At 72.2% G+C, this 14,195-nt stretch carries 13 protein-coding genes; 6 read left to right on the forward strand and 7 right to left on the reverse strand.

Translation table 11 applies throughout. The features are described from left to right. Positions 1-374: 374 nt before the first annotated feature. Both O7627_RS27040 and O7627_RS27045 read left to right on the forward strand, forming a co-directional pair. Positions 375-1,025, forward strand: a complete 651-nt coding sequence (locus tag O7627_RS27040) for a DUF4360 domain-containing protein (RefSeq protein ID WP_278096284.1) — start codon at positions 375-377, stop codon at positions 1,023-1,025. 104 nt (positions 1,026-1,129) lie between these two features. After that, positions 1,130-1,753 carry a QsdR family transcriptional regulator gene (locus O7627_RS27045; RefSeq protein WP_278096285.1) on the forward strand — a complete coding sequence of 208 codons (624 nt, stop codon included), beginning with the start codon at positions 1,130-1,132 and terminating at the stop codon, positions 1,751-1,753. A gap of 73 nt (positions 1,754-1,826) precedes the next feature. Here the strand turns inward: O7627_RS27045 and O7627_RS27050 are convergent, their stop codons facing one another. Continuing rightward, positions 1,827-2,789: an alpha/beta hydrolase gene (locus O7627_RS27050; protein ID WP_278096286.1), complete on the reverse strand. Its 963-nt coding sequence runs from the start codon at positions 2,787-2,789 to the stop codon at positions 1,827-1,829. A gap of 316 nt (positions 2,790-3,105) precedes the next feature. Here O7627_RS27050 and O7627_RS27055 point away from each other — a divergent pair, with 316 nt between their 5' ends. After that, complete coding sequence (locus tag O7627_RS27055; protein WP_278096287.1) at positions 3,106-3,825, forward strand: DUF4190 domain-containing protein; 720 nt, start codon at positions 3,106-3,108, stop codon at positions 3,823-3,825. Between the two features lie 104 nt (positions 3,826-3,929). Here the strand turns inward: O7627_RS27055 and O7627_RS27060 are convergent, their stop codons facing one another. Then, positions 3,930-4,355, reverse strand: a complete 426-nt coding sequence (locus O7627_RS27060; protein WP_278096288.1) for an SRPBCC family protein — start codon at positions 4,353-4,355, stop codon at positions 3,930-3,932. A 38-nt stretch (positions 4,356-4,393) separates the two neighbouring features. On the opposite strand from O7627_RS27060, the gene O7627_RS27065 reads away from it, so the two are divergent. Beyond that, entirely contained in the window at positions 4,394-4,984 is a 591-nt protein-coding gene (locus tag O7627_RS27065) for a helix-turn-helix domain-containing protein (protein WP_278096289.1), read from the forward strand. A 142-nt stretch (positions 4,985-5,126) separates the two neighbouring features. After that, positions 5,127-7,496: a hypothetical protein gene (locus O7627_RS27070; RefSeq protein ID WP_278096290.1), complete on the forward strand. Its 2,370-nt coding sequence runs from the start codon at positions 5,127-5,129 to the stop codon at positions 7,494-7,496. A gap of 99 nt (positions 7,497-7,595) precedes the next feature. Here the strand turns inward: O7627_RS27070 and O7627_RS27075 are convergent, their stop codons facing one another. Further along, positions 7,596-7,817: a DUF2188 domain-containing protein gene (locus O7627_RS27075; RefSeq protein WP_278096291.1), complete on the reverse strand. Its 222-nt coding sequence runs from the start codon at positions 7,815-7,817 to the stop codon at positions 7,596-7,598. Positions 7,818-7,873: 56 nt separating this feature from the next. Next, positions 7,874-9,295, reverse strand: a complete 1,422-nt coding sequence (locus tag O7627_RS27080) for a PLP-dependent aminotransferase family protein (protein WP_278096292.1) — start codon at positions 9,293-9,295, stop codon at positions 7,874-7,876. On the opposite strand from O7627_RS27080, the gene O7627_RS27085 reads away from it, so the two are divergent. Then, positions 9,294-10,226 (forward strand): DMT family transporter, encoded by a 933-nt coding sequence (locus tag O7627_RS27085; RefSeq protein WP_278096293.1) that lies wholly within the window; start codon positions 9,294-9,296, stop codon positions 10,224-10,226. The two genes, O7627_RS27080 and O7627_RS27085, sit on opposite strands and share 2 nt — an antisense overlap. Positions 10,227-10,299: 73 nt before the next feature. Here O7627_RS27085 and O7627_RS27090 read toward each other — a convergent pair whose 3' ends face one another. From O7627_RS27090 to O7627_RS27100, 3 genes are all read right to left on the reverse strand, one after another. Beyond that, positions 10,300-11,367, reverse strand: coding sequence for a lytic polysaccharide monooxygenase (locus O7627_RS27090; protein WP_278096294.1), 1,068 nt, complete (start codon positions 11,365-11,367; stop codon positions 10,300-10,302). A 175-nt stretch (positions 11,368-11,542) separates the two neighbouring features. Then, a complete protein-coding gene (locus O7627_RS27095) occupies positions 11,543-13,330 on the reverse strand; it encodes a bifunctional diguanylate cyclase/phosphodiesterase (RefSeq protein ID WP_278096295.1) in 1,788 nt (595 codons plus the stop codon). Then, positions 13,327-14,133: an SAM-dependent methyltransferase gene (locus O7627_RS27100; RefSeq protein WP_278096296.1), complete on the reverse strand. Its 807-nt coding sequence runs from the start codon at positions 14,131-14,133 to the stop codon at positions 13,327-13,329. Before O7627_RS27100 ends, O7627_RS27095 begins: the two co-directional genes overlap by 4 nt. Between the last annotated feature and the right edge of the window lie 62 nt (positions 14,134-14,195).

The raw sequence follows: 14,195 nt of genomic DNA on the forward strand, positions 1-14,195 counted from the left end.
GAGAGATTGGCCGGCCGCCCATGTGGCGTCCTGCGAGAGCAGGATATCGACGCTAAAGGATGTACGCAAGCATCCACCCAGGTCGATATGATTGCCATTGATCGATACCAATTTACCAGCTCAGCGGCAGGAACCGGTAGCGATCTGCCCGGTATCGGGTGATCCACTGACGGGCAACCGAGGGCGGGATGGCCGCTTTGAGACAACCCATACCGTTCTGTCTTTTCTGACGCATACCCCAAAGGTGCGCCAGATAGTTGAATGCGAAGCAATTGCATACCGACATCGATCCGAATTCAAAGACGTTGACAGTCGTCTATGTCTTAAGTAAATTCTCGCGCATGCAGCGTCGTGTCACAAACGAAGGAGGTTTCATGCGTAAACTGCTGACGCGTGGCGGCGTGGTACTTGTGCTGCTCGCTTCGACGTTGGTCGGGGGGACAGCCGCGTCCGCCAAGGGCATCATGGACAACCCGCCCGACGACCAGGTCGTGATCGACCTGGTCGCGATGGCCGGTTCCGGGTGCCGCCCCGGCACCGCGGATGTCGCGGTCTCTCCGGACAACACCGCCTTCACCACCATCTACAGCGAGTACCTGGTCCAGGCCGGCCCGGGCATCTCGGTCCTCGACGGCCGCCGGAACTGTCAGCTCAACGTGCTGGTCCACGCACCGGCGGGCTACACCTTCGCGATCGTGAAGGTCGACTACCGCGGGTACGGGCTGCTCAACCGGGGCGCCATCGCCTCGCAGCGGGCCAACTACTACTTCCAGGGCATGACCCAGAGCACGTACAGCAACCACAGCATCGCCGCTCCGCTCGACGACAACTGGATGGTCAGCGACGAGGTACCCATCGCGTCGGTGGTCTGGCATCCCTGCGGCGAGCAGCGCAACCTCAACATCAACACCGAGTTGCGGCTGAGCCGGGGCAGTTCGTCGGGAACCAGCTTCCTGACCATGGACTCAACGGACGGCAGCATCGAGACGATGTACCACCTCGCGTGGCAGCCCTGCCCCCGGTGATCTGAGTCTCCGTCCCCGCAGCACCGGAGGGTGGCCGGCGTCGCCGGCCACCCTCCGCCGCGTTCGCGTTGAACGCCTGGCCGCCACCGGCCGTACCATGTGGTATGGGGTCGGCCAGAGTCCGCACCGCCCGGACGGATCCGGCGGCGCCGCGGCGGGTCATCGACCACCCGGCGGTGGTACGCGGCGCCATCGACTACTTCCTCGCCCACGCGACGATCGACATGGACGATCTCGCCAGCACCCTCGCGGTCAGCCGGGCAACGCTGTACCGCGTCGAGGGCAGCCGCGACCGGCTGCTCGGCGAGGTCTTCTGGTACATGGCCGACTACCTGCTGGCGGCGGCCCGCGCCGCCCGGCGGCAGGACGGGGTGGCCGGCATCGTGGAGGTGACCCGGCGCTTCGCCGAGGCGGTGGAACAGGCGACCGCCTTCCGCGCGTTCCTGGCCCAGGAACCCGAGGTCGCCGCCCGGGTGCTCTTCGCCGTCCCCGGCCGGGTGCACCGCCGGGCGGTACGCGCCCAGGCCCACATCTTCCGGGAGGTCGGCGGGGCGGACACCTCCTGGCTGCCCGGCGACCCGAACCGGCTCGCGTACCTCTACGTCCGGATCGTCGAGTCGGCGATCTACGCCGAGCTGCTCAGCGGACAACCACCCGACCTGGAACTGGCCGAACGGGCGCTGCGCGCGCTGCTCACCTCGCCGGAGACCGACCCACCACCGACCTGAGCCGGACCGACCCCTGCCGCCCGCCGGACGCCGGCCGGTGGTGTGGGGCCACCGGCCGGCGTCCGGACGCCGGTCACGAGGAGTGCGGGCAGGTGTCCCGGTACTCCTCGATCTCGCGGCCGGTGGGTGCCGGGCAGAGGAACTGCTCGTACCGCAGGTCGTTGTCGACGAACCGCTTGAGCCACGAGATGCTGGTCGAGGCGATGGTGGTGTCCGGAGTGTTCGGCGCGAAGTGGCTGGCGCCGTTGAGCTCCAGATACGCCTTGTCGAGGCTGGCCGGCAGGCTGGTGAAGAACGGCTCGGAGTGACTGCGCACCGAGGCGATCGAGTCGTTCTCGGCGCCGATGACGAGCGTCGGCACCTGCACCCGCGACCAGTTCTTGGTCAGGTTCCACGGCGTCAGCGGGATCGCCGCCTGCAACTGCGGGCGATCCTCCGCCGCTTCCAGGGTCCCGCCGCCGCCCATCGAGTGCCCCATCACGCTGAGCCGGTCGGCGTCCACCCGGCTACGCACCGAGCTGCGCTCGGTCAGGAAGTCCAGCGCGGCCAGCAGTTGCCGGCCACGGCTGGCCGGTTGGTCGTACCGGCTGTTGGTGTCGATGTTGAAGACGACGAAGCCCTGCGAGGCCAGCCTCGGCCCCAGCCACGCCATGCTCGACCGGCTCGCCGTGTAGCCGGGCGCGATGGCCACCGCGCCGAAAGTGCCCGCACTGGTGCTGGTCGGGAAATAGATGGTGCCGCCGCCGAAGCCGCTGGCGCTCAGCGATGACACGGTGGTCTCGGAGACCGCGAACGGCCCCCGGGTGGCGGCGATGCTCGCCGCGGTGGGTGCCGGACCGCGCTCGAACGGATTCTCCGCGGCGTTGGCGTTCGGCACGAGCACGACACCCGCGACGGCGAGCAGACCCGCGACGAAGGTGAGGGCCAGTCCACGCGAGGCCCGGCCGGATCCGACCGGGATACGACGGTGCGATCCGGCGGCGTGCCGGTGGGACCGGGACGAGGGGTACGGCGGTGGTACGGACGACGACTTCATTGGCGCTCCCGCTTGGTCGGGTGGTGACCGCACGGCTTCGCGCACCGGCCGAGGGTCGGCCGGTGCGGTAGGTGGACGGTCGGTGGCCGGGCGCGTCACCATCGGTGCCGGGGCCGTCGGGGATGTCGGCCCCTGTTCGGACCATAGGCCGGGCTCAACCCCGTTGACCAGGCCGGACGGCCATCGTGAGACCGCAGTCGCACGGCCCGCCGAGCCCGCGGTCACCCGGCCGGTGAGTCCATGGTCACAGGGCCGGAATCAGACCGTGACCCATCGGGTCGGACGCCGGCCGGCCCGACCATTAGCATTCCCCGCCATGACTTCGCAGTCCGAACAGCCCGGCCAGTACCCGGGCACTGTCCAAACTCAACCGGCTGGTGTCCACGGTGGCGACCCGGCCGCGGCCTGGCAGCAGCAGCCCGCCGCGCCGCCGGTGAAGCAGGGCACCAACGGCTTCGCCATCGCCTCGCTGATCTTCGGCATCATCGGCGGCATCCTGTTCAGCGTCATCTTCGGCATCATCGCGCTCACCCAGATCAAGCGCCGAGGTCAGGGCGGCCGGGGCCTGGCCGTCACCGGTCTCGTCTTCTCCGGGCTGTGGGCGGCGGGTATCGCCGTGCTCATCGTGGTGGCCCTGGCCGACGGCGCGACCCGCAACGACGCCGGTGAGATCACCGAGGGCGGGTCGGTCTCCTCCTTCGACCTCGCCACCGGCGACTGCCTCAACGGGTTGAAGGAGAGCGCCAGCATCACCAGCCTGCCAGCGGTGCCGTGCTCCCAGCCGCACGAGGGCGAGGTGTTCGGCACCTTCACGGTGACCGGCGACTCGTTCCCCGGCAACACCGCGATCAGCAGCCAGGCCGAGGAGGGTTGCACCGACCGCCTCGCGCAGTACGCACCGGCCGCGGCCGACGACGACAGCCTGGAGCTGTTCTTCCTGCACCCCACCTCGGAGTCGTGGGCCCAGGGCGACCGTGAGGTGGTCTGCATCGCCAACGACCCCAGTGGGCAGCGCACCGGCTCGCTGAAGGACTGAGCGAGACCCGGGTCGACCGGCGGACGCCGGTGCGGGTGGGAGCCACCCGCACCGGCGCCCCGCTCCGGGTGGCCGGGGGGACCTCCGGAGCCTTCGGGAAGGTCTCAGGCGGACTTTTCGGCCGCCGCCTGCAGACCGGCGGCCTCGAGTTCGACGTACCGGCGGACCCGGCCGCCGATCATCAGGTTGAGCAGGGGCGCGAGCAGCCCGCGCTGGCGCAGGCCGAGCACGAGCCGGCTGCGCCGGCCGCCGTCGAGCGGCGCGACCCGGTGGTCCCCGATGGTGGTGACTCCGCCGGCGACGGCGGTCCAGGCGAACCCCGTTCCCTCGGTGAACTCCGTGACGGTCCAGACCATCGGCCGCAGGCCGGGCTGGCTGACCCGGACCCGGGCGCCCGTGGTCAGGGTCGGGTCGAGCAGCTCGACCGAGGTGATCGAGTCGGTCCATCGCGGCCAGTCGGTTGGATTCGTCAGCACCGCCCACAGCGCGGCCGGCGGGGCGTCGACGTCCGCTTCGGTCCAGAACTCCATCGCGCTTCCTCCCCGAAAGATCTTGTACCATATGGTACATGACGCGGGACGGGCAGACCTCCACCGGCCGGGAGCAGTTGCTGGACGCCCTGATCGAGCACTTCGCCGACCACGGGGTCAACAACCAGAGCCTGCGTACGCTCGCGACCGCGATCGGCACCAGCCACCGGATGCTGATCTACCACTTCGGCTCGCGGGACGGCCTGCTCGCCGCCGTGGTGAGCGAGCTCGAACGACAGCAGCGGCAGGTGCTGGCCACCCTGGCCGAGACCCCCGACGCGTCCCCGCGCGAGGTCGCCCTGCGCTTCTGGTCGCTGGTCGTCGGCCCGGCCCTGCGGTACGGCCCGCTCTTCTTCGAACTCTCCGCACACGTGATGCAGGGCCAACCGCACGTGCCCGGGGTACGCGACGGCCTGGTCGAGCCCTGGCTCGAACCACTCGCCGAACTCATGACGTGGGCCGGCCATGATCCGGCCGCCGCCCGGGTGCACGCCCGGCTGGGGCTGGCCGTGGCCCGGGGACTGCTGCACGACGTACTGATCACCCGGGACCTGCCCGCCGCGGACGCCGCTATGGCGCTCTTCGTGGACCTGCTGGAGACCGCGACGCCGGCCGCACGACATACCTGAGAATCGTCGTCCACAGTGCCCGTACTGGTGTATCACCGACCACATTGATCGATGTCGGTCCGGCGCCTAGGCTGGCGCCGGCGGACCGGAGCGCTGTCGAGCGCCGCCCACCGCCAGCCGAACCAACGGGGAGGACGGCTACATGCGTGTCGGTAGAGCGGCGCTGTCTGCTGCGGTAACGATCACTGTGATTCTCAGCGGCGGCGGCGCCGCGTGGGCGGAACCCGAGGCCACTGGCGGCAGACCTGTCAGCGCCACCGAGCAGCGGTTGCCGGACGGCTGGACGTTGACCACCACGGCCACCGGATACGAACTCAGCTGGCGCCCGGAGCAGCTCGTCCGGGTCGGTGGCGCCGCGGTCGAGTTCTACGCCGGCGAGCGGCTGCTCGGCCGCCCCGGAGCAGCCCCCGGCCAGCGCACCTTCCACCTGCCCATCGACGAGGTCACCGCGGGGAACCTGACCGATCTGCAGGTGCGGGCCGGCGGTCGGCGCCTCGACGCCGAACCGGACGCGACCGCACCCCGCGCCGGATCGGCCGCCCCGGCGGCCGTCACCCAGCTGCCCGCCAACCCGGTCGACCCGGGCCTGCCTGGTCCATACTCGACACTGACCGGCGAGTACGTCCTACCCGACGTGCAGTTGCCGGGCTTCCCGGTACCGGTGGAGATGCGCGGCTATGTGGTGGCCCCGCAGGGCACCTCCGGCCAGCGGCCGTTGGTGCTGCTCCTGCACGGCCGGCACCCCACCTGCTACCAGGGCACGGCCGAGCCGACCACGGTCTGGCCCTGCCCCAGCGGCTGGACCGCGCTGCCGAGTCATCGGGGTTACGAACGGATCCAACAACGGCTCGCCACGCAGGGATACGTCACCGTCTCCATCTCGGCGAACGGCGTCAACGCCCAGGACGGCGCCGGCCTGCCGCCGCAGGACGCGGGTGCGCAGGCCCGCTCGTCGCTGGTCCGGACGCATCTGGGCCGGTGGGCGGACTGGGCGGGCAGCGGCCGCTCCACCGCACCGGACGTGGTGCGCGCCGCTCCGGTGCCGAACATGTCGAACGTGCTGCTGGTCGGTCACTCCCGCGGCGGCGAGGGCGTCAGCCGGGCCGCCGTCGACAGCCTCCGCCGACCGCCGGCCGCCCAGGACGGCTACCCGGGGACGGTGCGCTGGCAGATCCGCGGCCTGGCCCTGATCGCCCCCTCCATCTACAGCCACAACCCCAGCCCCGACGTCCCGTCGGTCACCATCCTGCCGAGCTGCGACGGCGACCTCTCCGACCTGCCCGGTGAGCAGTACCTGGACGCCACCCGCGGGGTGGGACGCGGATACGCCCTGCACAGCGCGGTCTTCGCCATCGGCGCCAACCACAACTACTTCAACACCGAATGGACGCCCGGACTCTCCGCCGCGAAGTCCTGGGACGACTACCCCAGCCCGCACGATCCGGTCTGCCGGTCGGCCTCGACCATGCGGCTGACGCCCGACCAGCAGCAGAATGTCGGCGCCACCTACGTGGCCGCCGCGGCGGCTCTCTTCGTGGCCGGAAACGACCAGGTACGCCCGCTGCTGGACGGCTCGGGCTTCCGGGCGCCGTCGGCCGACCCGGCCACGGTGCTCAGCCACGCGGTCGGCGGCAACCGGACCCGGCTGGTGGTGCCGGACGCGTCGACGGTGGTGACCGGCGCGGGCGGCCGGCTCTGCCTGCAGGTAGCGACCGGCAACTCCCCGACCTCCTGCGACAACGTGCGATCCCCGCACTTCGTGCCGTTCGACCCGGTCCGCCCCGAACAGGGGCGGCACGCGGTCTTCGTGGACTGGAGCTCACCGGGCACCCCGGTCAGCATCCGGCCGGCGGCCCCGGCCTCGCTGTCGGCCGCCCAGTCGGTGGCGTTGCGGGTCGTCGTCCCAGCGGGCTCCCCCGGTACGCAGTTCGACGTCGCCATCACCGACTCCGCCGGCCGGCGGGCCGTCCTCGGCACCAGCACGCTCGACCCGCTGCCGGCGCCGACTCAGACGTCGTACGACTGGGGCCAGGAGGTCCGGATGCCGCTGACGAACGCCGTCGCGGCCGGGTTGAACCTCACCCAGATCGCGACCCTGGAGCTGGTCCCCCGGGCCGGCGAGGTGTGGGCCCGGATCTGGCTTGTCGACGCCTGGGGCTGGCGGCCCGGTACGCCGTCGCCGCAGCCGGTGTCGCTGCCCCGCGTCGACCTGGGCGAGCGGACCGTCCAGGAGGGCGACTCGGGCACGGTCACCTACCAGGTCCCGGCGCAGGTCGCCGGCAGCGGCACGGGTCAGGTCCGGGTCTTCGTGGTGGACCCGGTGACGATGGTCGCCACCGCCAGCGTGGTCACCATCGGATCGGGCAGCACCACGGTTCCGATTCCGATCCCGGTCACCGGCAACACCCAGCCGGGCGACGGCCGGACCTATCTCGTCGCGGTGAAGGCCATCCAGGGTGTCGCTATCGGTGACGCCTACGGCCAGCTCACCGTCCAGGACGACGACGCGTGAGGTGATATCCGCGGACCACACGTGGGAGGGCACCCCGGTAGCTCCGGGGCACTCTCCCACGTGTGGTCCGAGTCGTCGCGGACGGTGATCGGACCGGCGTCAGCCGGCCGGCGGGTACGGGTCGTCCCGGTACGTCGACTCGTTCTCGATCTTGCCGTCGGCGGTGTGCACGACCAGTTGGCTGGGCTCGTTGGCGTGCGCCACCTTCCGGCCCTGGGTGATCGCCTCACTCTTGGTCGGGTAGGAACCGAACACCTCCGAGCCCTTCTCGACCTTCCAGCCGTCACCGGCCGGGACGACGTGATACTCGTTGCGGGTCACGGGCTGCTCCTCTCGCGCCGTGCGGCTGGTCCACTCTGAACCATCCCGCAGATCCCCTACCCCGGCTCCCCCCGCCCAAACGGCCGGCGCCGCAGGGCGCGGGCGAGCCGGCGTACGCCTTCGTCGAGCAGGGCCGGCGGCGCGGCGGCGTAGGTCAGGCGCAGATACGCGGCCGCCGGCTCGGCCGCGTACCAGGGGCGCCCGGGGAAGACGACGACCTGTTCGGCGGCCGCGGCGGTGGTGACCTCGACATCGTCGAGCCCGTCCGGCAGGCGTACCCACAGGTGCAGTCCACCGCGCGGCACGGTGGTCGGGAGCAGATCCGGTAGGTGCCGGCGCAGGGCGGTGAGCAGCGCGTCCCGGCGGTCGCGCAGCGCCGTCCGCAGTGCCCGCCGGTGCCGCGGCCAGGCCGGCGCGGTGACGAAGTCGAGCGCGGCCTGTTGCAGCGGGCCGGCGACGAAGAAGTCGTCGAGGGTGCGGGCCGAGCGCAGCCGGGCTCCGGCGGCGCCCCGGGCGCCGATGGCCGCCACCCGCAGGCCGGGCGCGGTCGACTTCGTCAGCGACCGGAGGTGGACCACGTGTCCGTCCGGGTCGTCGGCGGCCAACGGCGGCGGTGGGGTGCCGTCGATGGTCAGGTCGCGGGCGTACTCGTCCGCCAGCAGGAACGCCCCGGCGGCGCGGACCGCCGCCAGCACCGCGGGGCGCCGCTGTTCGGCCAGCGTGGCGCCGTGCGGGTTGGCGTAGAGCGGTTGGCAGTAGAAGAGCCGGGCTCCGCTGCGGGCCAGGGCGGCCGCGAGCAGGTCCGGCCGGACGCCGTCGGAGTCGGCGGGGACCGGCACCACGCGCAGCCCCGCCGCCCGGGCGGCCGCGAGCGCCCCCAGGTAGGTCGGCGATTCCACCAGGACCGACTCGCCGGGCGCGGCGAGCGCGCGGAACGCGGTGGCCAGCGCGGCCTGTCCGCCCGGGCAGATCACCATGTCGTCGGCGCGCAGCGCACCCCCGGCCTCGCGGGCGAACCAGGCGCGCAGCTCCTCGCGGCCCTGGACCGGGCCGCGCTGCCAGGCGCTGGGGTGGCGGGCGGCGCGGGCCAGCGCCGCGCCGAGGGCGGTCGCGGGTTGCAGGTCGGGGTCGAGGTAGCCGCCGGATAGTGGTATCGCGCCGGGGTCGGGGATGGCGAGCAGCGCCTGCATCACCTCCGCCCCCGCGATTCCCGGTCCCAGCGCCACGGCCTGCCAGGAGAGGTCGGGTGGCGTCGGATGCTGGGCTGGGCGGCCGGCCACGAAGGTGCCGCTGCCCGGCCGCGCCTCGATCAGGTCCTCGGCCACCAGCCGGCGGATCGCCCTCGCGACGGTTACCGGCGACGCCTGATGCCGGGCCGTCAACTCCCGCACCGACGGCAGCCGGGCACCGGGACCCGCCGCGGCGGCCAGCCGACGAAGATCTTGGATAACGCGGTCGGCTGCGTTATCGTCATTCATGAAAGAGCATGGTAACGCTATCGCGGCCGACCGGATAACGGGGAGCGCGCTGGGCGCGCTCGGGGTGCTCGCCTTCAGCCTGTCGCTGCCCGCCACCCAGGTCGCCGTCGGCGAGTTGGACCCGTGGCTGGTCGCCTTCGGCCGCGCGGTCGGCGCCGGGCTGCTGGCCGCCGCCTATCTCCGGCTGGTCCGAGCGCCCCGGCCGACCGCGGCGCAGTGGTGGCGGCTCGTCGTCGTCGCCGCCGGGGTGGTGGTCGGCTTCCCGCTGTTCACTTCGCTCGCGCTCACCACCCAGACGGCGGTCCACGGCGCGGTGGTGATCGCCGTGCTACCGGCCATCACCGCCGTCTTCGCCGTGCTGCGCGCCGGGGAACGCCCGCCGCCGGCGTTCTGGGCGGCCAGCGGCGCCGGCCTCGGCGCGGTGCTGGTCTTCCTCGCGGCCAGCGGCAGCGCCTCGGGTGCCGTCGAGCCGGCCGATCTGTTCCTGCTGGTGGCCGTCGTGCTCTGCGGCCTCGGCTATGCGGAGGGCGGCGCGTTGGCCCGCGATCTCGGCGGCGCCCGGACGATCTGCTGGGCGCTCGTCGGGTCCCTGCCGGTGACCGTACCGATCACCACCGCCGTTACCGTCGCACGGTCGCCGGACGCCGGTGGCGTGGCCTGGCTCGGCTTCGGCTACGTCACCGTGGTGTCGATGTTCCTCGGCTTCTTCGCCTGGTACGCGGGCCTGGCGCGGGGCGGCATAGCCCAGGTCGGCCAGCTCCAGCTCGCCCAGCCGGTGCTCACCCTGGGCTGGTCGGCGGCGCTGCTGGCCGAACCGGTCACCCCGGCGGCGATCGGCGCCGCGTTACTGGTCCTCGCCTGCGTCATCGGCACCCAACGCGCCCGCGGCAGCGGATCCGCCGCCCGACCCCGGGCGCGGGTGCCGGGGTGATGCGGGTGCCGGGGGTGGACGGACGGAAACGGGGGTGGCACCGACTTCGGTGCCACCCCCGGGACCGCGGTTCCTACCTGGCCGTGCAGGTCAGGGTCGGTGCGGTGTTCGTACCGCTGAATGATCCGTTGAATCCGAAGCTGGTGGTGCCGTTGGCGCTCAACGCGCCGTTGTATCCGACGTTCGTGGCGGTGACCGACGACCCGCTCGAGGTTATCGACGCGTTCCACGAACTGGTGATCGACTGGCCACTGGGCCAGGTCCAGTTCACCGTCCATCCGGAGATGGACGCGTTGCCGGCCCGGACCGTGACCTGGGCGCCGAAGCCACCGGACCACTCACTGGTCCGGGTGTAGGTCGCGGTGCAGCCGCCGTTGCCGGCCGGCGGGGTGGTGGCCGGCGGGGTGGTCGGCGGGACGCTCGGCGGCGGGGTGGTCGGCCCGGTGGTGGGCGGCGCGGTGGTCGGCGTGCCGCCGCCGCCGAAGGTCACGTCACTGCAGAGGTAGTACGGCTGGTCGAGGTGGCTCGCCTGCCAGATCGTGTAGACGACGTGCCGGCCGGTGCGGTTGCCGGCGTTCACCTGGGCCTCGTACAGCCCGGTGGTCGGGTAGCTGCCGGTGCGCAGTACCAGGTCCAGGCTGCCCCAGGTGAGCGGCTGGGTGGCCGGGTTGAAGCCCTGCTTGGTGATGTAGATCAGCAGGTAGTCGGCCCCGTGCCGGGCGCCGTCGGTGAGCGTCAGGGTGAAGTTGTTCGGCATCGGCTTCGCGACCCACGCGCCGACGGTGTCCATCGCGCCGTACAGTCCGCCCTGGGTGCGACCGCCGCTGCACAGCTGCCCGTCCGGCACCGCCGCCTGGTGGTTGCCGCCGACGTTCTCGCGGTACAGGCCGTTCCAGTTCCACATCGCGTTCGGGTTGGCCTGCCAGGCCTGGGCGCACATCGGATCGGTCTGGGCCATATTGGGGTTCAGGTGGTCGTCACCCCAGCGCTCCCAGCAGCCGTAGTTGCGGGTCGGCGGGTTGGTGACCGATCCGTGCGCCGAGGCGGGCTCGGGCTGGTGGAGGACGACCATCGTGAACCCGGTGGCGACGATCGCGACCACCCCGAGTACCAGACGGCGGGCTGTCAGTGAAACTCTCATCAAAGCTCCAGCGTTCCGCCGGCGCCCGCGTCACCCGCCGGGATGCCCACGCCCGCGAGGAAGCACGCGCCGATCAACATGAGGACCTCGGCAGCGCGGCCGGAACGGCCTGCTACCAGGGATGGCCTGGTGGCTCCCGGAACGACACTACCATCGATATAGACATGCACAAATTTTAGTGCTGGGGCGGCCCGGTGAGCAGACGGGTGATCTCCTCGGCTGGCATCGGGCGGCCGAAGTGCCAGCCCTGTCCGTTGTCGCAGCCGACCGTCCGCATCCGGTCGGCCTGCGCCGCGGTCTCGATGCCCTCCGCGGTGACCGCCAAGCCGAGTTGGTGGCCGAGCGAAACGACGGTGGCCAGGAAGTCGTCGTCCGTCGTTGTCCGCCGGCGGCCGGGCACCGGCCGGAACGCGGGCGGCGGCGGGTGGGTCAGGCTGGCGTCGAGCTTGAGCCCGTGCAACGGCAGGGCACGCAGGTTCGCGAGATTCGAGTAACCGACCCCGAAGTCGTCGATGAGAATCCGGACGCCGAGCTCCAGCAACGCGGAGAGGGTGTCGGTCACCGCCGGGGTCAACCTGATCACGGCCTGCTCGGTGATCTCGATCTGGAGCAGGTGCGGCGGCAGGCCGGTCCGGTCGAGGACCTGCGCGACCGCGGCGGCCATCCCGACCTGCTGGAGTTCGCGTACCGCGACGTTGACGTTGACGAACAGGCCCGGCCGCTGCCGCTGCCACCGGCTGACCTGGTGGCACGCCTGCTCCAGCAGGTGCTGGCCCAGGGCCACGATCTGGCCGGTCCGTTCGGCGCTCTCGACGAACCGGGCGGCGCCGAGCAGCCCGTGCCGGGGATGGCGCCAGCGGGCCAGCGCCTCCACCCCGGTCATCCGCCCAGATCCCAGATCCACGACCGGCTGGTAGGCGAGCGTGAACTCGCCGCGGCGCAGGGCGCCTGGCAGGGCCGCCGACAGCCGGTACCGCGCGGCGTCGGCGGCGCTGCGGTCGCCGTCGAACTGCCGCCAGGTCGCCTTGCCGTCCGCCTTCGCCCAGTGCAGCGCGATCTCGCTGGCCCGCAGCAGCCCCGCCGCCCCGCCGTCGCGGACCGGTCCCTCGGCGACTCCCACGCTGGCGGTCAGCGGTACCTCGGTCCCGGCCACCTGGAACGGCTCGGCCAGCGCGGCCAGCGCCCGATCGGCGATCTTTATCGCGTCCTCGGCGCAGGTGGTGTCGGCGACCAGAATGGCGAACCGGTCGCTGTCCAGCCGGGCCACCAGGTCGGCCGGGCGGTCGGTGACCGCGCCGAGCCGGCTGGCGATCTCCCGCAACAACCGGTCGCCCACCTGATGACCGAGTACGTCGTTCACGGAACCGAAGTCGTCGATGTCCAGGCAGCAGACCCCCGCCCGACCGGGCTGCGGACCGGCGGCGACGAGCCGACCCAACCGCTCCGTGAAGAGCGTGAGGTTGGGCAACCCGGTCAGCCGGTCGTGGCTGGCGAAGCGGCGGAACCGGGCCTCGGTCACCCGCAGCGCCTCCTCGGCCCGGGTGCGCGCGGCCAGCGCGGCCAATCGGACGGTGTCCTGCGCCCGCAGGCTGCGGTCGTGGGCGGCCGAGGCGAAGCCGGCGGCGAGCCCCGCCAGCAGCCCGGTGAGCCGGGCACTGACCGCCGGGTCGGCCGGCAGGCCGGCGGCCCAGAGCAGCCGGGAGTTCACGATCGCGATCGTCCGGCCGAGCGCCTCGGGCGAGGCGAAGCCGGCCGCGACCAGGTCGGCGCCGATCCGGTGACCGGAATCGGGGTCCAACCGGTCGGCCCGGACGGCCGCGACCAGGCGGTCCGTCAGCCCGGCCACGATGTGCCGCCGTTCGCTGGCGCCGATCGGCACGTAGTGGGCGCGGTGCAGCGCGGCGGTCCAGGCCGCCGCGAACTCCTCAACACCGTGGCGGTGCCGCGCGGGCCCGTCGGTCACGTCCGGCGCCCGACTCCGACGTAGAAGCTCATCCGCTCGGGGTGCTCACCGACGTCGGCCGGGGACTCCGGACGCCACAACGGCGACCAGACCAGGCCGGGCTCCACCAGGTCCAGGCCCGTGAAGAAGGCCGCCACCTCGGATCGGGTACGGGCGGTGACCGGCGTCTGGGTCCGGCCGCTGAGTCGGGCACCCGCGCCCATCTCGTCCGGCCGGCTGTCGGTGGTGACGTGGCTGATCGCCACGCAACTGCCGGGCGCCAGCGCCGTCCACAAACGCTTGACCAGGCCGTACGGATCGTCCTGGTCCGGGATGGCGTGCACCACCGAGACGAGCAGCAGCCCGACCGGCTGGTCGAGGTCCAGCAGCCGGCGGGTCTCCGGGTGGTCGAGGATCGCCTCCGGATGGCGCAGGTCCTCCAGTAGCGCCACCGCGTTCGGCCGGTCCGCCAGGATCTGCTCGCTGTGCGCCACCGCGACCGGATCGATGTCCACGTAGACCACCCGCGCGTCGGGGTCGACCCGCTCCGCGATCTCGTGCACGTTGCCCACCGTCGGGATGCCGGAGCCGATGTCCAGGAACTGCCGGATCCCCTGGTCGAGCATGAACCGGACGGCCCGGTGCAGGAACTCGCGGTTGGCCCGTGCCACCAGGCGCAGGTCCGGCACCGCCGCCATCGCCTGCCGGGCGAACTCCCGGTCCACCTCGAAGTTGTGCGAACCGCCGAGCCAGTAGTCGTACGCCCTGGCCACGCTCGGCCGGCTCAGGTCGATGTTGTCTGGTGCCCAGTCCGGCCGCTCCATTGCCGCCCTTCCTCGTCAGCGGACGATCCGTCCACCGTGGGCACCGCGGAGATCCGGGTGGG

This window comes from Solwaraspora sp. WMMD1047, assembly GCF_029626155.1.
GTDB lineage: Bacteria > Actinomycetota > Actinomycetes > Mycobacteriales > Micromonosporaceae > WMMD1047.

Excerpts from the sequence above, each read along its gene's own strand:
- O7627_RS27070 (WP_278096290.1), top strand. The coding sequence starts at position 5,127 with ATGCGTGTCGGTAGAGCGGCGCTGTCTGCTGCGGTAACGATCACTGTG.
- O7627_RS27085 (WP_278096293.1), top strand. The coding sequence starts at position 9,294 with ATGAAAGAGCATGGTAACGCTATCGCGGCCGACCGGATAACGGGGAGC.
- O7627_RS27040 (WP_278096284.1), top strand. The coding sequence starts at position 375 with ATGCGTAAACTGCTGACGCGTGGCGGCGTGGTACTTGTGCTGCTCGCT.
- O7627_RS27045 (WP_278096285.1), top strand. The coding sequence starts at position 1,130 with ATGGGGTCGGCCAGAGTCCGCACCGCCCGGACGGATCCGGCGGCGCCG.
- O7627_RS27050 (WP_278096286.1), bottom strand. The coding sequence starts at position 2,789 with ATGAAGTCGTCGTCCGTACCACCGCCGTACCCCTCGTCCCGGTCCCAC.
- O7627_RS27055 (WP_278096287.1), top strand. The coding sequence starts at position 3,106 with ATGACTTCGCAGTCCGAACAGCCCGGCCAGTACCCGGGCACTGTCCAA.
- O7627_RS27060 (WP_278096288.1), bottom strand. The coding sequence starts at position 4,355 with ATGGAGTTCTGGACCGAAGCGGACGTCGACGCCCCGCCGGCCGCGCTG.
- O7627_RS27065 (WP_278096289.1), top strand. The coding sequence starts at position 4,394 with ATGACGCGGGACGGGCAGACCTCCACCGGCCGGGAGCAGTTGCTGGAC.
- O7627_RS27090 (WP_278096294.1), bottom strand. The coding sequence starts at position 11,367 with ATGAGAGTTTCACTGACAGCCCGCCGTCTGGTACTCGGGGTGGTCGCG.
- O7627_RS27100 (WP_278096296.1), bottom strand. The coding sequence starts at position 14,133 with ATGGAGCGGCCGGACTGGGCACCAGACAACATCGACCTGAGCCGGCCG.
- O7627_RS27080 (WP_278096292.1), bottom strand. The coding sequence starts at position 9,295 with ATGAATGACGATAACGCAGCCGACCGCGTTATCCAAGATCTTCGTCGG.